17 protein-coding genes are annotated in these 21,757 nt (G+C 61.3%); 11 read left to right on the top strand and 6 right to left on the bottom strand.

Features of this window, described 5'->3' with window-relative positions:
- The first annotated feature begins 31 nt into the window (after positions 1-31).
- The 4 genes from AB5Y83_RS16155 (at position 32) to gshA (ending at position 5,944) form a co-directional block, all read left to right on the top strand.
- Positions 32-1,009, top strand: coding sequence for an NADP-dependent oxidoreductase (locus AB5Y83_RS16155; protein WP_368175510.1), 978 nt, complete (start codon positions 32-34; stop codon positions 1,007-1,009).
- Positions 1,006-1,443 carry a YqaA family protein gene (locus tag AB5Y83_RS16160; protein WP_040067497.1) on the top strand — a complete coding sequence of 146 codons (438 nt, stop codon included), beginning with the start codon at positions 1,006-1,008 and terminating at the stop codon, positions 1,441-1,443. The genes AB5Y83_RS16155 and AB5Y83_RS16160 overlap by 4 nt, the downstream gene beginning before the upstream one ends.
- Positions 1,444-1,470: 27 nt before the next feature.
- Entirely contained in the window at positions 1,471-4,284 is a 2,814-nt protein-coding gene (locus AB5Y83_RS16165; protein ID WP_368175511.1) for a M16 family metallopeptidase, read from the top strand.
- A gap of 61 nt (positions 4,285-4,345) precedes the next feature.
- On the top strand, positions 4,346-5,944 hold the full coding sequence (gene gshA, locus AB5Y83_RS16170) for a glutamate--cysteine ligase (RefSeq protein ID WP_368175512.1): 1,599 nt from the start codon (positions 4,346-4,348) through the stop codon (positions 5,942-5,944).
- 97 nt (positions 5,945-6,041) lie between these two features.
- Here the strand turns inward: gshA and AB5Y83_RS16175 are convergent, their stop codons facing one another.
- The gene (locus tag AB5Y83_RS16175; protein WP_368175513.1) at positions 6,042-7,832 is read right to left on the bottom strand and encodes a long-chain fatty acid--CoA ligase; all 1,791 of its coding nucleotides are present in this window, start codon (positions 7,830-7,832) and stop codon (positions 6,042-6,044) included.
- Between the two features lie 185 nt (positions 7,833-8,017).
- On the opposite strand from AB5Y83_RS16175, the gene AB5Y83_RS16180 reads away from it, so the two are divergent.
- Entirely contained in the window at positions 8,018-8,563 is a 546-nt protein-coding gene (locus AB5Y83_RS16180) for a hypothetical protein (RefSeq protein ID WP_005340504.1), read from the top strand.
- A gap of 38 nt (positions 8,564-8,601) precedes the next feature.
- On the opposite strand, the gene rimI is transcribed toward AB5Y83_RS16180, so the two are convergent.
- Positions 8,602-9,051, bottom strand: coding sequence for a ribosomal protein S18-alanine N-acetyltransferase (gene rimI / locus AB5Y83_RS16185; protein WP_139494903.1), 450 nt, complete (start codon positions 9,049-9,051; stop codon positions 8,602-8,604).
- A gap of 109 nt (positions 9,052-9,160) precedes the next feature.
- Positions 9,161-9,595 (bottom strand): DNA polymerase III subunit psi, encoded by a 435-nt coding sequence (locus AB5Y83_RS16190; protein WP_368175514.1) that lies wholly within the window; start codon positions 9,593-9,595, stop codon positions 9,161-9,163.
- A gap of 314 nt (positions 9,596-9,909) precedes the next feature.
- Here AB5Y83_RS16190 and AB5Y83_RS16195 point away from each other — a divergent pair, with 314 nt between their 5' ends.
- The 3 genes from AB5Y83_RS16195 (at position 9,910) to AB5Y83_RS16205 (ending at position 15,061) form a co-directional block, all read left to right on the top strand.
- The gene (locus tag AB5Y83_RS16195; protein WP_368175515.1) at positions 9,910-11,523 is read left to right on the top strand and encodes an ATPase RavA domain-containing protein; all 1,614 of its coding nucleotides are present in this window, start codon (positions 9,910-9,912) and stop codon (positions 11,521-11,523) included.
- A 9-nt stretch (positions 11,524-11,532) separates the two neighbouring features.
- Positions 11,533-12,987, top strand: a complete 1,455-nt coding sequence (viaA, locus tag AB5Y83_RS16200) for an ATPase RavA stimulator ViaA (RefSeq protein ID WP_368175516.1) — start codon at positions 11,533-11,535, stop codon at positions 12,985-12,987.
- Between the two features lie 226 nt (positions 12,988-13,213).
- On the top strand, positions 13,214-15,061 hold the full coding sequence (locus tag AB5Y83_RS16205; protein WP_368175517.1) for a diguanylate cyclase: 1,848 nt from the start codon (positions 13,214-13,216) through the stop codon (positions 15,059-15,061).
- Between the two features lie 141 nt (positions 15,062-15,202).
- Here the strand turns inward: AB5Y83_RS16205 and AB5Y83_RS16210 are convergent, their stop codons facing one another.
- Positions 15,203-15,925: an SDR family oxidoreductase gene (locus AB5Y83_RS16210; protein ID WP_368175518.1), complete on the bottom strand. Its 723-nt coding sequence runs from the start codon at positions 15,923-15,925 to the stop codon at positions 15,203-15,205.
- Between the two features lie 429 nt (positions 15,926-16,354).
- Between AB5Y83_RS16210 and prfC the strand changes: the two genes are divergently transcribed.
- Positions 16,355-17,944 (top strand): peptide chain release factor 3, encoded by a 1,590-nt coding sequence (gene prfC / locus AB5Y83_RS16215; protein ID WP_085942998.1) that lies wholly within the window; start codon positions 16,355-16,357, stop codon positions 17,942-17,944.
- A gap of 56 nt (positions 17,945-18,000) precedes the next feature.
- Positions 18,001-18,477 carry an ASCH domain-containing protein gene (locus AB5Y83_RS16220; protein WP_368175519.1) on the top strand — a complete coding sequence of 159 codons (477 nt, stop codon included), beginning with the start codon at positions 18,001-18,003 and terminating at the stop codon, positions 18,475-18,477.
- Positions 18,478-18,520: 43 nt separating this feature from the next.
- Here the strand turns inward: AB5Y83_RS16220 and AB5Y83_RS16225 are convergent, their stop codons facing one another.
- Entirely contained in the window at positions 18,521-19,435 is a 915-nt protein-coding gene (locus AB5Y83_RS16225) for a GNAT family N-acetyltransferase (protein WP_368175520.1), read from the bottom strand.
- Between the two features lie 139 nt (positions 19,436-19,574).
- The gene (mdtH, locus tag AB5Y83_RS16230) at positions 19,575-20,771 is read right to left on the bottom strand and encodes a multidrug efflux MFS transporter MdtH (protein ID WP_075116284.1); all 1,197 of its coding nucleotides are present in this window, start codon (positions 20,769-20,771) and stop codon (positions 19,575-19,577) included.
- Between the two features lie 92 nt (positions 20,772-20,863).
- Here mdtH and AB5Y83_RS16235 point away from each other — a divergent pair, with 92 nt between their 5' ends.
- Entirely contained in the window at positions 20,864-21,757 is an 894-nt protein-coding gene (locus AB5Y83_RS16235; protein ID WP_368175521.1) for a LysR family transcriptional regulator, read from the top strand.

The following is a 21,757-nucleotide window of genomic DNA, read 5'->3' on the forward strand; positions in this document are numbered from 1 at the left end:
CCCTCGATGCATCAACAGGATGGCTTGTGCAATGACGCAACTACAGATTACCGCATTCGGCGACCCCTCGGTACTCAAGCTCAACCCCTCTCTCGACAAGGTGCCTGCCGATGGCGAAGTGCGGGTGCGCATCTGCTTTGCGGGGGTTAACCCCATCGATGCCAAGACCCGGGCCGGTCTTGGCTGGGCGGCGGCCCAGAACAAGGACAAGCTGCCCTGGACACCGGGTTATGACGTCTCCGGCGTGGTGGAGAAGCTGGGCCCCGGCGTGACCTCGCTGGTCGAGGGGGATTTGGTGTGCGGCATGGTCGGTTTTCCCCTCGCTGCCGGTGGCTACGGGGAGTCTGTGGTGGCAAGCGAGAGTGAGCTGGTCAAGCTCGACGGGGTGAGCCTGCAGCAGGGGGCGGCGTTGCCGCTGGCCGGTCTCACCGCTTGGCAGGGGCTGCTTGAGCACGGCGGCCTCCAGAGCGGTCAGCGGGTCTTGATCCTCGCCGGTGCCGGTGGCGTCGGCCATCTGGCGGTGCAGTTTGCCAGTGCCTATGGCGCCGAGGTGGTGGCTACCGCCAGCCCCGACAACCATGGCTTCCTGCACGCTCTGGGGGCGAGCTGGATGGTGGATTACCACGACGCAAACTGGCCAGCAGCTGTGGTGGCAGAGGCCGGCCAGGTCGATCTGGTGCTGGATCTGGTAGGCGGCGAGAGCGGCAAGGCGGCGCTCGCCTGCGTCAAGTCGGGTGGCCGCCTGGTGACTGTGCCTACCATTACCGCCCAGCAGATCAAGGATGCTGGGGCTGCGGCGGGGATCGAGGTGGTCGGCATGCTGGTGCACCCCGACCAGAAGCAGCTGGGGCAGATGTTGGTGCTGCTGCGTCAGGGGGAGGTAAAGGTTACCCTTGCCGGTGAATTCCCCCTGGCCGAGGGGGCGCTGGCTCATCAGGCCATCGAAGGGGGCCATGTGCGCGGCAAGCTGCTGCTGCGGATGCCTGCGGCCGATGGCCTGCCCGGATGAATGGCATTACCGAGATGGGGCTGGGGTGGCTCTTTTTAAGCGCATTCACCTCCGCTACCCTGCTGCCCGGCAGCTCCGAAGTGCTGCTGGGGGCCATGGCGGCCAAGGGGGAGTGGAGCATGACGAGCCTGTTGCTGTGGGCGACGCTGGGCAATACCCTCGGCTCCATGACCACCTGGTGGCTCGGCTGGCTCGCCACCTTCAAGAAAAAACCGGAAGATTTTCAAGGCCGTGGGGAACAAAAAGCCTTAGGCTGGCTCAAACAACATGGTCACTGGTGTCTGCTGCTTGCCTGGACGCCGGTGGTCGGTGATGGTCTCTGTCTGTTGGCCGGTTGGCTGCGCCTCTCCTTCTGGCGCTCTCTCATTTTGATCGGGCTCGGCAAATTGTTCCGTTATGCCCTGGTTTTTCTGCTGGCCAGTCACATTTTCTAGCCTGTTTTTGTCACTCACGAGGTTACCGTGAACAAAGTCATACCTTTAACGATTCTGCTGGGCTTCACCCTGCCGGTGCTGGCGGCACCGACCCTGATCGCCGAACAGGGCAAGGAGGAGGGCAAGCTCGCCATCCCCTACCAGATGTACAAGCTGGACAACGGCCTGACCGTGATCCTGGCCCCCGACCGCTCCGATCCGCTGGTGCACCTCGATGTGACCTATCACGTCGGTTCATCCCGCGAGACGGTCGGCAAGTCCGGTTTCGCCCACTTCTTCGAGCACATGATGTTCCAGGGTTCGAAGCACGTTGGTGATCAGGAGCACATGCGGATCATCAACGAGGCCGGTGGCGATATGAACGGCACCACCAACAAGGATCGCACCAACTACTACGAAACCGTGCCGGCCAACCAGCTGGAAAAAGTGCTCTGGCTGGAGGCGGATCGGATGGGCTTCCTGCTCGATGCAGTGAGCCAGAAGAAGTTCGAGATCCAGCGCGCCACCGTCAAGAACGAGCGGGCCCAGCGGGTCGATAATCAGCCATACGGGCTGGTGAGCGAGAAGGTAGGGGAGGCGCTCTATCCGCGTACTCACCCCTACTCCTGGCAGCCTATCGGTTACGTGGAAGATCTCGACCGGGTCGATGTGAACGACCTCAAGCAGTTCTTCCTGCGCTGGTATGGTCCCAACAACGCCACCCTGACCCTGGGCGGCGACTTTGACAGCAAGCAGGCCCTCGAGTGGATCGAGAAGTACTTCGGCGCCATCCCGCGCGGCCCGGACGTGGCCGAGCCGACGCCAAAGCCGGTGACTCTGCCCGAGACCCGCTACGTGACGCTGCAGGACAAGGTGCACCTGCCGCTGCTCTATATCAGCTACCCCACCGTCTCTCTTGGCGATCCGCAGGAGCCGGCACTCGACATGTTTGCCGACGTGCTGGGCGGTTCCGCCAGCTCCATGCTCTACCAGTCGCTGGTGAAAACCGGCAAGGCGATCGATGTGGGGGCGTCCCACTATTGCGAAGAGCTGGCCTGTACCCTGACCGTCTACGCCTATCCCAATCCGTCGCAGGATGGCAGCCTCAAGACCCTCAAGGGGGAGGTGGACAAGGTGATCGGCGAGTTCGCCCAGCGCGGCCTCAAGCCGGAAGATCTGGAGAAGGCGATCGCCAAGTACCGCGCCTCTGCCATCTGGGGTCTGGATAGCGTCTCCGGCAAGGTGAGCCAGCTCGCCATGGGTCAGGTGTTTGCCCAGGATCCCAACTATGTGTTCAAGACGCTGGATGCCATCGGCAAGGTGACACCTGAGCAGGTGAAGGCCGCCTACGACAAGTTCATCGCCGGCAAGCCTGCGGTGGTGCTGAGCGTGGTGCCCAAGGGCAAGACCGAGTGGCAGGTTGCCACCCCGAACTTTACCCCCGCCAAGCGCGAACTGCCGGATTACAGCAAGCATGACGAAGCGCTGGCCGAACGACCGGTAAAAGACAATTTCGATCGCAGCGTGCAGCCCAAGGCGAGCGAGGCGGTGAGCGTCAAAGTGCCCGCCATCTGGCACGGGAAGCTCGACAAGAACATCGAGATCATCGGCACCAAGAGTGACGAGATCCCGGCCGTCTCCATCATGATCGCCCTGCCGGGCGGTATTCGTGCCGAAGATAAAGGACAGCTTGGGCTGGCCAATCTGACCGCCGCCATGATGGGACAGGGCACGGTGCGCCTGACCGAGGCTCAGCTGAGCGACGAGCTGCAAAAGCTGGGCTCAAGCATTGATGTCTCCAGCGCCCAGTACAACAACCTCATCACCGTCAGCTCGCTGGCGGACAAGCTGCCCCAGACGCTGGCGCTGGTGCGCGAGGTGCTGGAGCGTCCGGGCATGCGGGAGGCGGACTTCGAGCGGGTCAAGGCGCAGTTGCTGCAGGGGATGCAACAGGCCCAGCAACAGCCCGAGTGGCTGGCCGGGCAGGCGTTCCGTGAGCTGGTCTACGGCAAGCAGAACCGCCTCGGTCAACCTACCAATGGGGTGGCGGCCGATGTGGCCAAGCTGACCCTGGCGGACGTGAAGCACTTCTATCAGGCCTACTACAACCCCACCAACGCCAAAGTGGTGGTGGTCGGTGATGTGGGCCAGAAGCAGATCGAGGAGCAACTTGGCTTCCTGACCGAGTGGAAGGGGGCCACGCCGACTCTGGGGGATCTCAAGCTCAAGGGTGAGCAGGCCAAGCCGGGTATCTATCTGGTCGACAAACCGGGGGCGCCCCAGTCGGTGATCCGCATCGGTCGTCGCGCCATGCCGTTCGATACCACGGGGGATTACTTCACCGCCGGGCTGATGAACTTCAATCTGGGTGGCAACTTCAACAGCCGCATCAACCTCAACCTGCGGGAAGACAAGGGTTACACCTACGGCGCCAGCTCCGGCTTCTCCGCCAACCGCGAGGTTGGCACCTTCGCCACCGGCGCCAATGTGCGGGCCGATGCGACTGTGGATGCCATCCGCCAGTTCCTCAAGGAGATGGACAACTACCGCAAGAGCGGCCCGACACCGGTGGAGCTGGCCTATATGCGCAGCGCTGTCTCCCAGCAGGATGCCCTCTCTTACGAGACCTTGGGCCAGAAGGCGGGCTTCCTGCTGCAGATGGTGATGTATGACCTGAAACCGGACTATGTGCAGGCCCAGAACAACCTGATCAAAACGGTGTCGCCCGAGGCGCTGAAGGCCAGTGCCGCCCGTTGGCTCAATCCGGCCGACATGGTGATCGTGGTGGTGGGAGACAAGCAAAAGCTTGAAAAACCCCTGAAGGAGCTTCATCTTCCCATCTATCCGCTGCAGTTGCCGTAACTGACGCTTTATAAAAATCAAGAGCCGCCCCGGATGGGGCGGCCTCACATGAGCCGTGAATATGACTACAACAAGCTTGTCGCTCACCGAGTTGCTGAATGCGTTGGGATCACCGGAGCGCCTCACCGCGCTCAAGGGGATCCGGCGCGGGATCGAGCGTGAATGCCTGCGCATCACGCCGGATGGCCGACTCGCCCAGAGTGACCATCCCCGGGCGCTGGGCTCGGCCCTGACCCATCCCAATATCACCACCGACTACTCGGAGAGTCTGCTGGAGTTCATCACCCCGGCCACCGACTCCATCGACAGCCTGATGGAGCAGCTCGGCGACATCCATCACCATGTGATTCAGCATCTGGGTGACGAGCGGATTTGGCCGCTCTCCATGCCCTGCTTCGTCGGCGGGGAAGAGAGCATCCGGCTGGCCCAGTACGGCAGCTCCAATATCGGCAAGATGAAGACTCTCTACCGTCAAGGCTTGAAGAACCGCTACGGCAGCCTGATGCAGGTGATCGCCGGGGTGCACTTCAACTTCTCCATGCCCGACAGCTTCTGGAGCGAGTGGCAGGATCTGGTGTGCGAAGGGTGCTGCAGCCAGCGCTTTATCTCCGACAAGTACATGGGGCTTATTCGCAACGTCTACCGCTTCGGCTGGCTGGTACCCTATCTGTTTGGTGCCTCTCCGGCCATCTGCGAATCCTTCCTCAAAGGGCGCAAGAGCAACCTGCCGTTCGAGAAGACCGGCAAGGGCACCCTCTATCTACCTTACGCCACCGCGCTGCGTCTCTCCGATCTCGGTTACACCAACAGCGCCCAGGCTGGGCTCAAGATCAGCCACGACAATCTGCCGGCCTATGTCAGCAGCCTGCGCCGCGCCATCAACACCCACAATCCTGACTTTGCCAAGATCGGGGTCAAGGTGGATGGGGAGTATCGTCAGCTCAATGACAACGTGTTGCAGCTGGAGAATGAGCTCTACGCCCCAATCCGCCCCAAGCGCACCCCGCGCAGCGGCGAGAAGCCCTCGGATGCGCTGGATCAGCGCGGCATCGAATACATCGAGCTGCGTACCGTGGACGTCAACCCCTTCACCCCGCTCGGTATCGATGCCGACCAGATCCGCTTCTTCGATCTGTTCCTGGTCTGGTGCCTGCTGCGCCCCTCTCCGGTGCTGAGTGACGAAGAGATTGCCCGCAACCGCCGCAACCAGAACAAGGTGGTGCTGGAAGGACGTCGTCCCGGCCTGACGCTGGAAGATGAGCAGGGCAATGCCATTGGCCTCAAAGAGTACGGCCTCAAACTGTTTGACGAGCTGGCTCAGGTGGCCGACCTGCTGGATCGCTGCTGTGGCCGCAACCGCTATCGCGAGACGCTGGCGATGCACCTCGAGAAGCTGCTCGACCCCGAGCTCACCTACTCCGCCCGCATGCTCAGGGAACTGCTGGAGAGCGGCAAGGACAACGGCTGCTATGGTGACAAGCTGGCGACCCGCTATCGCGAGGAGCTGCTGGCAGGGGAGCTGCAGTACTGGGATGAGGCCTACTTTGTCGGTGAGGCGAAGGATTCCTTGGCCAAGCAGCGCGAACGCGAGCGCAGTGACAGCCTGTCGTTCGATGACTTCCTGGCCGACTACTTCGGTACCACTACCACTACGGCTTGAAGGCGGGTTCGTACCAACCAAAGTGCCAACAAAAAGCCGCTCGAGTGAGCGGCTTTTTTATTTCTCTGAACCTGAGCGATATCAGACGTGGTTGTACTCAGACATGGTTATACATGGCCTCGATTTCACTCTGGTACTTGGCCTCGATGATCTTGCGGCGCAGCTTCATGGTGGGGGTCAGTTCACCCAGCTCCATGGAGAAGGCGCTCGGCAGCAGGGTGAACTTCTTCACCTGCTCGAACTTGGCCAGCTCTTTTTGCAAGTCGGCGATGCGTGCTTCGAAGAACTCCATCACCCGGGAGTGGCGCAGCAGCTCGGTCTTGCACTGGTACTGCAGGTTGATGGAGCGGGCGTACTCCTCAAGCGACTCGAAGCAGGGGACGATCAGCGCCGAGACGAAGTGGCGGGCATCGGCGACGATGGCGATCTGCTCGATAAAGCGATCCTTGCCGATGGTTCCTTCCACCAGCTGCGGAGCCACGTACTTGCCGTTGGAGGTCTTCATCAGCTCCTTGAGACGCTCGGTGAAGTAGATATTGCCCTGGCTGTCGAGCTCACCGGCATCGCCGGTACGCAGGAAGCCATCCTCGGTCATCACTTCTGCGGTCGCGTCCGGCTTGTTGTAGTAGCCGCGCATCACGGTGGGGGAGCGCACCAGCAGCTCGTTGTTCTCACCCAGCTTCACCTCGATGCCGTTCAGTGCCGTGCCGATGGAGCCCAACTTGAACTGGCTGTCTTCGTAGCAGCAGACGGTGGCGGTGGTCTCGGTCATGCCGTAGCCGTACTTGAGGTTAAGCCCCATCGCCTGGAAGAAGAGGTTCACATCGTCGGCCAGACGGGCGCCCGCCACCGGCAGGAAGCGGGTACGACCGCCAAAACGGGCGCGCAGCTTGCGAAACACCAGTCGCTCGGCGAGCCAGCGCTGGCCGTAGAGCAGCGGGGAAGCGGACTTGCCAGCCTGACGGGTGGCAACCATCTGTTTTCCGACCTTGGTCGCCCAGCCAAACAGGGCGCGACGCAGAGCCGGAGCCTGAGCAACTTTGGCCTGGATCATGGCATAGGCCTTCTCGTATAGGCGCGGCACGGCGCACATCACGGTCGGCTGCACCTCGCCAATCACATCCATCACCTTCTGCGGATCGCGGATATAGACGTTCTCGGCACCACAGTAGAGCACGTAGTAGCTCCAGGCCCGCTCGAACACGTGGCTGAGTGGCAGCATGCAGAGCGACACATCCTGCTGATTGAGGTCGAGGCGGCTGTTGTGCATCTCGAAACAGGCGGCGATGTTGCTGAAGTCGAGCATCACCCCCTTGGGCTCGCCTGTGGTGCCGGAGGTGTAGATCAGGGTCAGCAGATCATCCATCCGGTACTGGGTTTCCCGTACTCGCAGTTCCTGCTCGCTGGGCTGATGGTTGCCGGAGACCAGAAATGTCTGGAAGTGGCTCGCCTGCTCGCAGCCGCGCAGGTTGACGCTGCCGTCGAGGGCGATGAGCTGGCGGATCTCGCCGCTTTCAATCAGTTGCAGCGCCTGATCGAACTGGGGTTGTTCGCCAACGAACAGCACCTTGATGCCGGCATCTTTGACGATGTAGCGCAGCTGATCGAGTGTGCTGGTGGGGTAGATAGGGACGCTGACGCCGCGGGCGGCAAGGATGCCGAGATCGGCCTGGGTCCACTCCGGCATGTTGCGGGCATAGATGCCGACCATTTCGGTTGGCTGGTGGCCGGCACGGATCAGCGCCTGTGCGCAGTAGTCCATGGCTTGGCCCAGAGTACGCCAGCCGATGGCGCGCCACTGGCCATCTTGCTGAACCCGCAGGGCAGCCTTGTTGCCAAGCTGGGCAATACGTTCACGCATCAGTCGAACCAGATGAAGCTTCGGCATCAGTTAAACATCCTTTAATTACAGTTGTACGCCCGCGAGGGCACTAAAAATCGGGCTAGAGTTTAAACTCCAACATTACAGCTTACAAGTGTGCGCTGTTTGTCTTGGATCACAAAGAGCGCAAATAGCTCTCCCTTTGTGCAGACTGGCCGATACTGCTAGGAGGCAGAGAGAGGGTTAACGATATGAATCTGTGGGTGAAAGGGGCGTTGGCCGCGGTCGGGCTGATGGTGGTGGGGGGCGCTGCGTTTTGGTTCTTTGCTGGAACGTCATCACAGGGGCCCGCCAATCCCTGGTATCAGGGGGCCGAGGGGTATCAGCAGGCGCAGCAACAGGCGCTGGCGTTGGGCTATCCGCTGCTCTATGTGCTGGAGACCCCCAAGTGCCGCCGCTGCGGCGATCTGGAGAAGAAATTCTGGCAGAGCAAGGAGATGGCTGGCCCGCTTGCCCGGCTGGTGAAGGTGCGGCTCAACCCGGGCAAGGGGGATGGCAGCGAGCAGATCCTGCGCCGCTTTCCCAAAGTCGCCACGCCGCCCGGTATCTATATCCAGCAGCCGGGCCAGCCCCTCAGACCCATCAAGATAGTGGTGGATATCGATCAGATCTGGATGCCGGGAAAAACCTGGCAGCGTGGCTTCTATATGCCGCTCTCCGGTGCCGGATTCGAGGCGGTAGTGCATACCACCCTGGCCTTGCAGGATCCCGCACTGGACAACGCCCCCCTCGATTGAGGGGGGACAAAAGGCTTGGGCGCTACGAACAGGCTGGATCAGCCGAAATCGAACAGTCGCGACATCAGCACCGCATCTTCCCTGTCGTTGCCGGTGCCGTAGTAGTCGGCGCGGCGGCAATATTCGGCAAAACCGGCACTCTCGTAGAGGTTGATGGCGGTCTGGTTACCGGCCCGCACCTCGAGAAACCAGGCCTCTGCCCCGGCTTGCTTGCTGCGCGCCAGATAGGCCTGCAGCAGTGTCCGTCCCAACCCCTTGCCCTGAAACGCCGGATGCACACAGATATTCATTAGCGAGCTGTCACCGGCCACCAGATCCGAGATATAGAAGCCCGCCGGGGAACCATCGACCAGCATCAAGCCGTTGAGATAGCGAGGGCCGAAGCAGGAGAGCAGGTTGGCCTCACTCCACGGCTCCTTGTGAGCGGCTTGCTCGATGGGGTAGACAAGGTCGAAATCGCTCTCGAGCAGGGGACGAAACTCAGGCATGGGGGCTCCGGATGGCAAGATATTGGGCACTGGGGTTGGCAGAGGCGGCATTTGTAAAATCAGGTAAAAAGAGCAGCATCACAGTGGGTCTTGGCGGCATGATGCAGGGTCACGCCGCGTTGGCCGCAAGGTGTTGGCGCAGCTGTTGCCACAGGGCGCGCTTTTGCGCGGCGCTGGGGGTGAGCGGGCAGATCAGCGCATTTGGCCGCGCGGGGTTGGCCTCCGTCAGCCAGAGCAGAGGGGAGGCGCCCGCCGTTTGCATATCGGCAGGCGGCAGCTCGCTGAGCAGTGAGACCTCGTCGGGGGTCATGCCGAGCAACTGGCAGATATCCGCCAGCAGCGTGGTGGCAGGCAGCTGAGGCGCCAGCAACCAGAGTTTGCCGCTAGGCAGCGGAGCGCGGGTGGCCGGTGCCGTCTGGCCGGGTTGTGCGGCATCTTGCTCCAACTCAGGCTCGGGTGCTGCGCCCAGCAATGCCGGACGACGCAGTTGCCAGCTTTGAATGCCCATGCGGGCCAACATGCTCTGACGAACGGGATCTTGCATTTGAGGCGACTCACTCTTGATCTGCATTGGGGAAAATTGTGTTGCGCAGGGTACACTCGAACCGCTTTTGCTGCACCCTTTGCAACGCATCATCTGGCGCATGCGGGCATGGTGCTCATCACGACACTGGCTATGCATGGGCGCAGCACGCTGCCGATATGGTATCGCACTGCCTTTGCGTTTTTTCCTGCCAGAGGCGGGTATTGTGCGGCAAGAGATACCAGAATAAACATCATAACAAGACAAAACCCAAGGTCGAGCAAATGGATATCGCGCCTTGGGGCTAACATCATCCCAGCTTCGGAACACTCTCTATGTCGTCTTTAGCTCAAGCCCAGAATCCTGCGCGTCTTATTCCCATCCAGGAGCGGCTGCCCCGGCTGCTGGCCGCCCTCGGTGAGGGGCTCTACGAACGGCAGGATGCCTTGCGCCTCGGTCTGCTGGCTGCCCTCAGTGGCGAGAGTGTCTTCTTGCTGGGGCCACCCGGTATCGCCAAGAGCCTGATTGCCCGTCGCCTCAAGCTGGCCTTTCACGACGCCCGCCACTTTGAATACCTGATGACCCGTTTCAGTACGCCGGAGGAGGTGTTTGGCCCCCTCTCCATTCAGGCGCTGAAAGAGGATGGCAAATACCTGCGCCTCACCACTGGTTATCTGCCGGAGGCCGAGGTGGTGTTCCTCGACGAGATCTGGAAGGCAGGTCCAGCCATCCTCAACACCCTGCTCACCGCCATCAACGAGCGGCAGTTTCGCAACGGCGACAGCCAGCACCCCATCCCGATGCGCTTGCTGGTGACTGCCTCCAACGAGCTGCCGGCGCCGGACAGCGGGCTGGAAGCGCTCTACGACCGGATGTTGGTGCGGATCTGGATGGACCGGGTGCAGGAGAAAGCCAACTTTCAATCCATGCTGGCCAGCGATGGTCACGCCCACCAGAATCTGCCGGAATCCCTGCAGATCCGGGGGGATGAGTACGAGCAGTGGCAGAACCAGATTGAACAGGTGCGCCTGCCGGATGCCTGTTTCGAACTCATCTATCAGCTGCGTCAGCAGCTCGACAGCCAGCTGGCCCATCGCTGCTATGTGTCGGATCGCCGCTGGAAGAAGGCGGTACGGCTCATCAAGGCGAGTGCCTTCTTCAATGGCCGCGATGAGGTCGCACCGGTAGATCTGCTGCTGTTCAAGGATTGTCTCTGGCATGACGAGGAGTCCCGCACCGCCCTGCTGGAGATGATGACCGAGTTTTCCCGCCTTTACGGCTATCAGCAACTGGCGATGACCCGTCAGCTGCTGGCGTTGCGGGATCAGTTCAAACAGCTCAAACAGAGCGTGGCTCAGCGCCTTTGCACAAAGGCCCGGCAACGCAAGCAGTGGTTTGGTCGGCGGGCCCGGGGTATCGAGATCCCGCTTGCCAATGCCAGACCCTTTGGCAAGCAGGTGCACTTCCATCTGCTCACCCCGGCGCCGCTGGATGGCGGCGATCCCGAACGTCTTACCCGCACCCTGGTGTTCGATCGCACCTTGCTCTCCCATTGGCATCCCAGCGGTGAGGCGCTGGTGGGTTATGAGTTCGGCAACCCGAAAGAGGGGCATTACGAGCTGGTGCTGGACGATGAGCTGCGGCTGCAGGTGCTCGATATCCAGCGCCAGCAGATCCCGTTGGTGCTGATGGAGCGCAACGCCATCCCCGAGGTGGTGCTGGCGCCCTGGTTGCAGTCGCTCGACGAGCAACTGGTCCAGGTCGGCAAGGTGATGCAGGAGCTCAAGCAGCAGCGCAGCCTGTTCGAGCGTCATCAGCAACACCTCTTTATCGACTCACGCTGGTTGCAGCAGGTGGAAGACAGCTTCTTCGTGCTGAACCGGGATCTCGAACTGCTGCGCAGCGAGTTGGTGCAGTGGCGAGAACGGTTGCCAAGGCTGGACGAGTAAGGAGCGCTCATGCTTGAGATCGGCATGCTGGATCTGGGCCTTCTCATGGGAGAGGGTGAGCTGGCGGGAGAGGTGGTGGCGCTGCTGGCGGCCTCACCCAAGATTTCCGAATTTATCAAACGCTCCCCGCTACAGGGCAAGCTGCTGAAAAAGCGCCTGCAGAGTTGGGGTGAGCAGCTTGGTGAGGAGATCCGTCACAAGCCGGTGCCGGTGGCGCTGGAGCAGGAGTACCTGCTCTATCAGGCGCATCGGCAACTGCCGATGACCGAGCTGATTGGTCGCCTGCCCGGCTTGCTGGAGTCGCTGGAGCAGTACAGCTCCTTCGCCGGTGAGGCCCGCTCCTTGGTGCGCCAGTTGATGGCTCACCCCACCGAGGGGCTGCGCCAGCTCTTTATCGAAAAGTGGCGCGCCAGTCTGGTGGGGAGCCTGTTGCAGTTGCAGCAGCAGATCGCCGAAGCGGAGCGGGAGAAGCAGCGTCAGGAGATTGAAGATCAGCTGCTGGCGAGCCGCACCCTGGCCGATGCCCTCGATCCCAACCAGATCTCCGCCGGTGGTCTTTGGGATCTGGCGCAGGGGCACTGGCACAAGCGCAGTCTGGTGCTGATCAAACAATATGCCCGCATGTTGCAGCGCGAGCCCTTGCTGGCGGAGATTGCCAGCCTGCTCGGGCGCAGCGAGCGGGATCGGCGGGCGCAGGAGCAACCTGTGCCGCCGGTGCAGGTGCTGGAGCTGGAGCCCGCTCCCAGCGACGATGTGCCGGACGATCTGGTGGGGATCCATCAGGCGAACGATCTGATGAGGTTACTGCCAAGTGAAGCTGTGATGCTGGGGCTGCCGGAGCTGGAGCTGGAGTTCTATCGCCGCTATCTGGAGCGGCGTCTGCTCAGCTACCAGTCACGTGGCACCTTGCCGCGTCAACGCATCATGCTGCGCACTCCGGAGCAGGGGGGGCAGCAGTTGCAGCAGCGAGGCCCCTTTATCGTCTGCGTCGATACCTCCGGCTCCATGGGGGGTTATCCCGAGGAGTGTGCCAAGGCGCTGTTTCTGGCGTTGCTCAAGGTGGCGATGGATGAGAAGCGCGGCTGCTACCTGATGCTCTTCTCCACCGAGGTGGCGACCCTCGAGATCACCGCGGATACCGGTCTGGACAAGGCGGAGCGCTTTCTCTCCATGAGTTTTCACGGCGGTACCGATCTGGTGCCCTGCCTGGAAAAAGCGCTGGCCAAGCTCGATGATCCCGCCTTTGCCAAGGCGGATGTGCTGGTCATCTCCGACTTTATCGCCCAGAGCCTGCCTCATCCCCTGCTCGATCAGATGAACCGCTATCGCCAGCGCCAGACCCGTTTTCACGCCGTCGCCATGTCCCGCCACGCCAAGCAGGCGCTGCTGCGGGTATTTGACAATAGCTGGCTGCTCGATTGCGGCCTGCGTGGTCGGCTGCTGCGGCGCTGGCAGCATCACTAGTGACCGGGAGGGGGCAACCCCTCTTGAGTTGTTATCCCGCCCCCTCTTTTTCGCTGTGCGTCCCCGCTTTATTCCAACGCGATGATATCGCAGTAAAATGTGACTAGCCTGCCATTCGGGCTCTCTGTCCGGGTGATAGCCTTTACAACCATTGTTACAGGGCAAAAGATGATGATTTTCCGGCATCGGCTTGCCCGATGATCTTTCCCATTGATCCGGAGTGTGTATGAGCCGACTTGCCTTGCTGCTGTTGCTGGCGGCGTTCGGGCTGGCAGCCAAACCCTTGTCCCCCGAGCAGTTGGAAAATGAACTGGGAGGGATGGAGCGGGTCTACCAGCCGATCGAGTTGCTGCGGGAGCGCGTTGCCCGTTTGCAGCGGGACGGCAACGCCTATCCGCCGTCGCAGCAGATGCGGATCAGTCGTCTGGCTTGCTGGGCCCAATCGGCCGATGACATGCAGGAGTCCCGAACCGCCATCGCCAATGCGGAGCGGATGCTGGTCATTGCGCGCGAGCAGGGTGATGACGCCGCCGTGGCGGAGCTGACGATTTGCCGCGGCTGGTTCAATCAGCTGCTCGGCGAGGTAGCGAAGGCTCGTCACGATTACGAAGAGGGGCTGCGGCTGGCAAGAGAGGCCGCCTTGCCAAAGCTGGAGGCGCTGGCGCTGGCCCGCCGGGGGGCCATGCTGTCTTTTCAGGGGGTCTCAGGCCAGGGGCTGATGGATCTCACCAAGGCTCACAGTATCTATGAGCAGCTGGGGTTGCCCACCTGGTATCACCAGGCGCAGCTCGAGATTGCAGCCACATTTCGTCGTATGGGCCTCTATGCCGAAGCGCTCGCCACCCTCAACCGGTTGAGCGAGCATTTTGCCAGGAGCCACGATGGATTTGGCTCGGCAAGGCTAAGTGATCAACTGGCGATGGTCTATCTGCAGACCGGGCGTTATCAGGATGCGCTGGGCGAGCTTGAACGCAGTGCGGCCTTTTATAATCAGCCTCAATATCTGATTGAGCATGCCGAACGCATGGTGATGCAGGCCGAGGCTCTGCTCGGGCTGGATCGCCCCGCTGATGCCGGACGCTTGTTGGCACAAGCGGCGAAGGTGCTCTCTCCCGATGTTGACCCCATCCTCCATGCGCATCTCGAGCTGGTGCGGGCGAGGTTGAGAGTCGAAGAGCAGGAACCTGTGCCAGCCTTGCGTGCGCTTGAGAAGATTGAGCCGATTTTGAAGGTGGAAGGGCACGTGCGCTTTTTGCTCGAGCTCTACTGGGTGCGCAGTCGGGCGCTCGAGTTGCAAGGTGACTATCCGGCGGCCCTGGCCGCATTGCGGGAGCATCTGGTGCAGGAGCAGCGGCTCGATCAGCTGTTACGGGAACAGAGCACGGCCTGGGTTCGCGGCGAGTTCGAGCTGGCCCGTCAGGAGGGTGAGAACGAGCGACTGCGAGTCGAGCAGCAGTTGCAGCAGCAGGAGCTGGAGCAGGTCAAGGAGCGTCGTTTCTGGCTGCTGGTGGTGATGGTGCTCTGCGGGGTACTGGCGCTGCTGACGATGGGGTGGCTGCTTGATCGCAACCGTCGGATGCGTCGTCTGGCCTTTACCGATGAGCTGACCGGCATCAACAACCGCCGTCGGGTGCTGCGGCAGGGCAGCGATATGTTGGCGCAGGCTCGCAGGCAGGGCTCGCCATTTTGTCTGCTGGTGTTCGATATCGATCACTTCAAGCGGATCAACGATACCCTGGGCCATCATCAAGGAGACAGGGTGCTGCAATGGGTCTCTCGGGCGGCAGATCGACAGCTGCGGCACCAGGATCAGTTGGGGCGTACCGGCGGAGAGGAGTTCTTGATCCTGCTGCCGGATACCAGCCTTGAAGAGGCGTGCCGGGTGGCTGAGCGGATCCGTCACTCGGTCGCCAACCGGGCGCTGCCCGGCATGTCGTACCCGGTAACCATCAGTATCGGATGTGCCTCTCTGCGAGACGATGATCAGGATCTGGCGGCCCTGATCCAGCGTGCCGACAATGCGCTGTATCGTGCGAAAGAGGCGGGGCGCAACCGGGTGGAGACAGACGAGTGACGGGCCGGGTATTGTCACTCACCAGGGTGTCATCGCTATTGGGGAGCACTCTGATACGGCGATGATGCTCGTCCCCTGCGCTCGTTCTTGCCTGCGATGACAGATTGGCAAGCCCGAGCGCAGAAGACCGTCAGAAGGGCGTTATGCCCAGGCGCTGCCGCCATTGAGGTGAAGCACCTCACCATTCATGTTGTTATTGCTCATCAGGAACAGTGCGGCCTGCGCATAATCCTCTCCCTCACCCAAGCGTTTCAACGGCAGGCTTTGCGCCACGGCTGCCACTTTTTGTGGGTCATTGCCCAGTGCTTTAAGCAGCATGGGAGTGCGCATGGGGCCCGGGTTGATGACGTTGATCCGACGGGGGGTCAGCTCGGTAACCAGACTGTGAGCCAGCGTTTCAACCGCGCCAGCTGCAACGGCAGGGAGTGCCTTACCTAGTTGTGGGCGGCGCGTCACCATCCCGGACGTGAGCACGATGGAGCCGCGTTCGGTCAGTTTGGGTGCTGCGGCGCGGATCGCATGAACACTTCCCCAGAAGCGGCTGTCCATGTTGATTTTCAAATCCTCGATGGCAGAGGTGAGAAAGCTGCCTGGTCGCATGACGGCGGCGGTGATGACGAGATGATCCAGCGAATCCAGCTGGTTGAAAAAGTGATTGACTGAGTCGACGTCGAGAATATCCAGTTGATGGCCACTGGCACTTGGGCCCAGTTCAGCCAGTGCAGTGGCAAGCTGCTCACGGCTGGAACCGCCGATAATGACCTTGGCGCCTTGCTCGATCGCTTGCTGGGCGGTGGCCAGGCCAAGACCCGAGGTACCACCGATAATGACGATCTGTTGATTGTGCAGGGTGGAATGTTTCATGTAATGACCTCTCCATTATGTAGATACGATTTACATATTTGTAGCTGGATAGGGAAAGTCCAAGTATGAAAATTTATCAAGAGTGGTTGTTGCTGGCATGGGGAGGGGGCCAACTCCACGTGGTCCGGATGCTGCCATCCGATTCGGAGTGTTTGATTTTCTGTTCAGTTGGAACCCGCGGAACGGAGGAGCGGCCAAATTATCATCTCTTGTCAGGCTGGGTATTTTTCACTCGCGCGGGTATAATGTCGCGCAATTTTGCTTTGACTCAGGCGAGAAGACCCATGTAACGCAACCCTCCTCCCTCTCTCCACCAGGTTGGCAATACGCCAGCTGGCGTGGCTTTCGTTGCGTATACATGTGCCGTGAGCGGCATTCCGGATTTATTCCCACGGTGGCTGATGCCACCGCTCAATAGAAGAACGTTGAATTATGTCAGCTGAATTTCTGAGTGAAGTCTCCAAGAGACGCACTTTTGCGATCATTTCGCACCCGGATGCGGGTAAAACCACCATCACTGAAAAAGTCCTGCTGTTCGGACAGGCCATTCAGCGCGCCGGTACCGTCAAGGGCCGTGGCTCGGGTCAGCACGCCAAATCCGACTGGATGGAGATGGAGAAGCAGCGTGGTATCTCCATCACCACCTCGGTGATGCAGTTCCCCTATGCCGATTGCCTGGTCAACCTGCTCGACACCCCGGGTCACGAGGACTTCTCCGAAGATACCTACCGTACCCTGACCGCGGTCGACTGCTGCCTGATGGTCATCGATGCCGCCAAGGGTGTTGAAGACCGGACCCGCAAGCTGATGGAAGTGACCCGGCTGCGTGATACCCCCATCCTCACCTTCATGAATAAGCTGGACCGCGAAGTGCGCGATCCGATGGAAGTGATGGACGAGGTAGAGCGCGAGCTGAAGATCATGTGCGCCCCCATCACCTGGCCCATCGGCTGCGGCAAATCCTTCAAGGGGGTCTATCACCTCTACAAGGATGAGACCTATCTCTATCAGAGCGGTCAGGGCCACACCATCCAGGAGAAGCGGGTGGTCAAGGGGCTGAACAACCCGGATCTGGATGCCGCCGTCGGCGAAGATTTGGCCCAGCAGCTGCGTGACGAGCTGGAGCTGGTGCAGGGCGCCTCCCCCGAGTTCGATCACGATGCCTTTATCGCTGGCGAGATGACCCCGGTCTTCTTCGGTACTGCGCTGGGCAACTTTGGTGTCGACCACATGCTGGATGGCCTGACCGACTGGGCGCCGTCTCCCATGCCGCGCAAGGCCGAGAGCCGCGAAGTGGTGGCGACCGAGGAGAAGTTCTCCGGCTTCGTGTTCAAGATCCAGGCAAACATGGATCCGAAGCACCGCGACCGTATCGCCTTTATGCGTATTGTGTCAGGTACTTACAGCAAGGGCATGAAGATGCGCCATGTGCGCATCGGCAAGGATGTGAACATCTCCGACGCCGTGACCTTTATGGCCGGTGACCGTGAGCAGGCGGAAGACGCCTTCGCCGGTGACATCATCGGTCTGCACAACCACGGCACCATCCAGATCGGCGACACCTTCACCCAGGGTGAAGATCTCAAGTTCACCGGTATCCCGAACTTTGCGCCGGAACTGTTCCGCCGCATCCGCCTGCGCGACCCGCTCAAGCAGAAGCAGCTGCTCAAGGGGCTGGTGCAGCTCTCTGAAGAGGGGGCGGTGCAGGTGTTCCGTCCGCTGATCAGCAACGATCTCATCGTTGGTGCGGTCGGTGTGCTGCAGTTTGACGTGGTGGTTTCGCGCCTCAAGAGCGAGTACAACGTCGAGGCCATCTACGAGGCGGTCAACGTCTCCACCGCCCGCTGGGTGGAAGGGACCGACGTCAAGAAGTTCGAAGAGTTCAAGCGCAAGAACGAGGTCAACCTGGCCCTCGATGGCGGTGACAATCTCACCTATATCGCGCCGACCATGGTCAACCTGCGACTGGCTCAGGAGCGCCACCCTGACGTGGAGTTCCGCCAGACTCGCGAGCACTGATACTGCTTACCAAATCCCGCCAGATGGCGGGATTTTTTATGCATCAAGGAGAGGTGATGGTTGAATCGATGAATCCTGCCTGCTCGGCTCTGGCTGAGAGTTATCTGTTATCCCTGCCCGTGGCTGCACGGGCTCGTCATGTATCAGCGGACTACTTCTGTGCTGATGAACACAATGCCAACCTCTGTGCCGCGCTGGTGGTAGCAGGACGCAAGCGAGCGACCTGTAGCCTCGCTTACTGGTATCTGGAGAAGGGCGAACGGATGCCGGAACAGGGGGACCTACTGGTGGTAACCGACTGGAGTGGTCTGCCCAAGGCGCTGGTTGAAATAGTCTCGGTCACCTTGTGCCCATTCGATGAGGTTGATGCTGCGTTTGCTGCCGAGGAGGGGGAGGGCGATGTCTCTCTGGCTTGGTGGCGCGAGGCGCACAAGGCCTTTTTCGAACACGAGATGAAGGCGGAAGGGAGAGAATTTGATGAGCACGCCACGCTGGTGCTGGAGCGATTCCGGGTAGTGGCGCTGCCGCAGTAAACGAAGCGGCAAGCTAGGGAGACTTCTGCTCGCCGCTATCACCTTAGAGCGCCAGGTCTAACACCATGCAGATCTCGCAATCCCCGTGGCCGGTGCAGCCAAGGGGGCTGGGCAGGTGTTCAAAGCCCAGTGATTCATAGAGGCTGGTGGCTTCGCGCAAGACTTCGGTCGTTTCCAGATAGCAGCGCTGATAACCAAGCGCGCGCGCCTCGTCCAGTGCCTGCAACACCAGCCGCTTGCCAAGGCCCAGTCCGCGCAGGGCGGGCATAAAGTACATCTTCTGCAGCTCGCAGACTCCCTCTTCTCCCGCCAATGGCGCGATACCGCCACCGCCGAGGATGGAACCGTCTGGTCCTTCGATGACCCAGTAGCGACTCTTCTCCCCCTTATAGCTCTGGGAGAGGGTATCGAGATTGGGATCCGAGACCCCATAGCCCTTGTCTGCGGTGAGGCCATATTCGGCCGAGACGGCGCGGATCACCAAGGCGATCTGGGCATTGTCCGCCGCCGTGATGGGGCGGATCCGGTAGCCCCGCTGGCGACGGGCGCGGGAGAGGGCGCTGCGATAGAGCCGCAGCCCTTGCCACAGCTGCTCCCGCTCGGGCAGGCTCAACTGCGCCAGCATCTCTTCCATCGCCCCGTCCATCTCCCGGTGCAACTCCAGCAGCATCCCCTGACCGTTGACGGTGAGGCGGGCCTCCTTGCTGCGGCCGTCGGAGGGGTGCGGGTGCCAGCTGATGAGCTCCCGCTCGGCGAGGCGGGCCAGCGGACGGCTGGCGTTGGATTTGTCGATGTGCAGCTTTTCTGCCAGCTGCTGATTGGTGGCCGGGGCGTTCTCCAGCTCGATCAGCAGGTGAGCCTCGATGGGGGTGAGGGCCAGATTGCCGCACTGCTGGGAGAGCATGCCGAGTTCGCGAACCAGATCGCGCGACAGGGCGCGCAGGGGACGGGGATCCATATCGTGGTTTCCTGTTTAGTTGTGTATGACAACTAAAATAGCGTAAAAGTTGTAATTCGCAACCTTTTGCTGTGATGACTTGCAGAATATGGTGTGAGCGGCAGCCCCGTTGATTGGGCTGCCGTAGGCATGGGGGGCGTCAGGCAGCGGCTCTGATGGCCAGCTCCGGTTGGCGGGAGAAGCAGCGGGCCAGCAGCAACATGGTGGCGACGCCTATGGTGCCCAACACCAGCCAGGGGAGGGCCGGTTGTCCTTGTTGCAGCGAGAAGTCATAGAGGGAGCCGCCGCCCACATAGCCGGTCATACCCCCCAGCGCCAGTCCGAGCCGGCTAAAACCCATGTAGCTGCCCCGGGCTGCCGGATTGGCCAGCCGGGTCATCAGGGTCTCCCGGGCCGGTTCGCAGATGATGATCCCCAGATAGAAGCAGGCCAGCAGTACGAAGATGCCGGAGAGGGTGCTGACGAAGGCGACCAGTCCGATCCCCACCGTCATCAGCAGGATACCCGCCATCAGCCGGCTCTCCAGCCGATAGCGCCGCTCGCTGAAACGGGCGATAGGGTAGAGCAGTGCCAGTGACAGCGCCGTTTCCAGGCTGTACATCCAGCCCACTGCCGTGGTGGTGCCAGAGAGCTGCTTGACCAGAATGGGGAAAATCAGCATCACCTGTACCCACAGCATGTAGTAGCCGCTCAGGATCAGTACCAGTCGGCAGAAGGCGCGATCCGCCAGCACCTGTCCCAACCCTTCCCGCATCGGGGTCGGTTTGACCGAGAGGCGGTAGGCGGGCAGCAGGGTCCAGTTGCAGAGAGCTGCCAGGGTGAATAGCCCTGCCCCCAGCAGGCAGACATAGGTGAAGTCAAAGCGCAGCAGCCAGCTGCCGAGCAGGGCACCGGTGACGGCCCCTGCGCTCTCCAGCATCATCAGCAGGGAGATAAAGCGGCCCCGTTCATGGGGACGGGTAAATTTGATCACCAGTGCGGCCCGTGGCGGGTCGAACAGGCAACCGCCCAGTCCGGAGAGGAAACAGGAGAAAATCAGCATGGCGCCGCTGTCGGCCCAGGCCAGGGTGGCAAAGCCGACGGCGCGCAACAGCATGCCGGTGACAATGAGCGGGCGGGCACCGAAGCGGTCGGCCAGCGAACCGCCAAAGATCCCCAGCCCCTGCTGGGTCAGCTGGCGCAGGCCGAGGGCCAGCCCCACCAGACCGGCCGCCCAGCCGAGTTGATCGACGAAGCGCAGGCTGATCATCGGCATCACCACAAAGAAACCCAGGATCACCAGTGTGGTATCCAGCGCCAGAAACCAGCGCCCCCAAAACCTCGCCCTATCGACCATAACGCCCTCTCATTCACAGATACCTTCATTCTGGAGAGGGTTTAGATATAGTGGTAGACGACAACTACCTATATTTCATATCAGGATTATTTATGTCTATGGATCTGGACGATCTGCAACTGCTGCTGGATGTGGCCGAGCTGGGCAGCTTCAGTCAGGCGGCGGCCATTCGTGGCTGGTCACAGCCGCTGGTGAGCCAGCGGATTGCCCAGCTGGAGGAGAGCCTCGGGGCGCCGCTGTTTCAGCGTCATCGGCGCGGGGTGACGCCGACCCGTGCCTGCGAGGAGTTTCTCCCTGCCGCCCGCTCGGCGCTGGCCACTCTGAGCGAAGGGCGACTGGCACTGCAGGGGGCGCCTGCGCTGCCTTGTATCCGTCTCTCCAGCTTGCCATCCCTCACTTCGGTGGTGTTTGGCTCGTTATTGATGGAGCTGGTGGATGAGCCGTTCGAGATCCGCTGCACCACGGATCACTCCGGCGAGATCATGCAGTCGCTGCTGACCGGGGAGGCCGATATCGGATTTGTACTCAAGCGTCCGCCGGTTGCGGGCCTGCAGATGGAGCTGCTCTGTTGCTCCCCCATTATCGCTATCGCCTCGCCATTGCATACGCTGGCCGGTTGTCACGGCCTCACCCTGGAGGATATTGCCGACCAGCGGCTGGCGCCTCAGGTATGGGGGCCGGGGTGTGACGTCTTTATCCAGCAGTTGCGGCGGCTGCGGCGGGCCGCCAGCCCCCTGCATGCGGTGCAGCCCGCCAGTGCGGCGCGGGATCTGGCGCTGGAACACGGGTTTATCACCCTGATGCCGGAGCTGGCCATCAAGCGGGATCTGGAGGTGGGGCGGCTGGTCAGGCTCGATGTGCGCAATCTGCCGCAAGAGCATTGGGATGTGATGATGGCTTGGCGAGGTGGCAAGCGGCCCAACCCGGCTCGGGAAACCGTGTTGGCCACCGCCCGCACGCTGGCGAAACGGTGGCGCAATGAGTAG

The organism is Aeromonas sp. R5-4, from assembly GCF_040908215.1.
Taxonomy (GTDB): Bacteria; Pseudomonadota; Gammaproteobacteria; order Enterobacterales; family Aeromonadaceae; genus Aeromonas; species Aeromonas veronii.

Coding starts and splice junctions, on each gene's coding strand:
- AB5Y83_RS16155 (WP_368175510.1), top strand. CDS start 32: ATGACGCAACTACAGATTACCGCATTCGGCGACCCCTCGGTACTCAAG.
- AB5Y83_RS16160 (WP_040067497.1), top strand. CDS start 1,006: ATGAATGGCATTACCGAGATGGGGCTGGGGTGGCTCTTTTTAAGCGCA.
- gshA (WP_368175512.1), top strand. CDS start 4,346: ATGACTACAACAAGCTTGTCGCTCACCGAGTTGCTGAATGCGTTGGGA.
- AB5Y83_RS16175 (WP_368175513.1), bottom strand. CDS start 7,832: ATGCCGAAGCTTCATCTGGTTCGACTGATGCGTGAACGTATTGCCCAG.
- AB5Y83_RS16180 (WP_005340504.1), top strand. CDS start 8,018: ATGAATCTGTGGGTGAAAGGGGCGTTGGCCGCGGTCGGGCTGATGGTG.
- rimI (WP_139494903.1), bottom strand. CDS start 9,051: ATGCCTGAGTTTCGTCCCCTGCTCGAGAGCGATTTCGACCTTGTCTAC.
- AB5Y83_RS16190 (WP_368175514.1), bottom strand. CDS start 9,595: ATGCAAGATCCCGTTCGTCAGAGCATGTTGGCCCGCATGGGCATTCAA.
- AB5Y83_RS16195 (WP_368175515.1), top strand. CDS start 9,910: ATGTCGTCTTTAGCTCAAGCCCAGAATCCTGCGCGTCTTATTCCCATC.
- viaA (WP_368175516.1), top strand. CDS start 11,533: ATGCTTGAGATCGGCATGCTGGATCTGGGCCTTCTCATGGGAGAGGGT.
- AB5Y83_RS16205 (WP_368175517.1), top strand. CDS start 13,214: ATGAGCCGACTTGCCTTGCTGCTGTTGCTGGCGGCGTTCGGGCTGGCA.
- AB5Y83_RS16210 (WP_368175518.1), bottom strand. CDS start 15,925: ATGAAACATTCCACCCTGCACAATCAACAGATCGTCATTATCGGTGGT.
- AB5Y83_RS16220 (WP_368175519.1), top strand. CDS start 18,001: ATGGTTGAATCGATGAATCCTGCCTGCTCGGCTCTGGCTGAGAGTTAT.
- AB5Y83_RS16225 (WP_368175520.1), bottom strand. CDS start 19,435: ATGGATCCCCGTCCCCTGCGCGCCCTGTCGCGCGATCTGGTTCGCGAA.
- mdtH (WP_075116284.1), bottom strand. CDS start 20,771: ATGGTCGATAGGGCGAGGTTTTGGGGGCGCTGGTTTCTGGCGCTGGAT.
- AB5Y83_RS16235 (WP_368175521.1), top strand. CDS start 20,864: ATGTCTATGGATCTGGACGATCTGCAACTGCTGCTGGATGTGGCCGAG.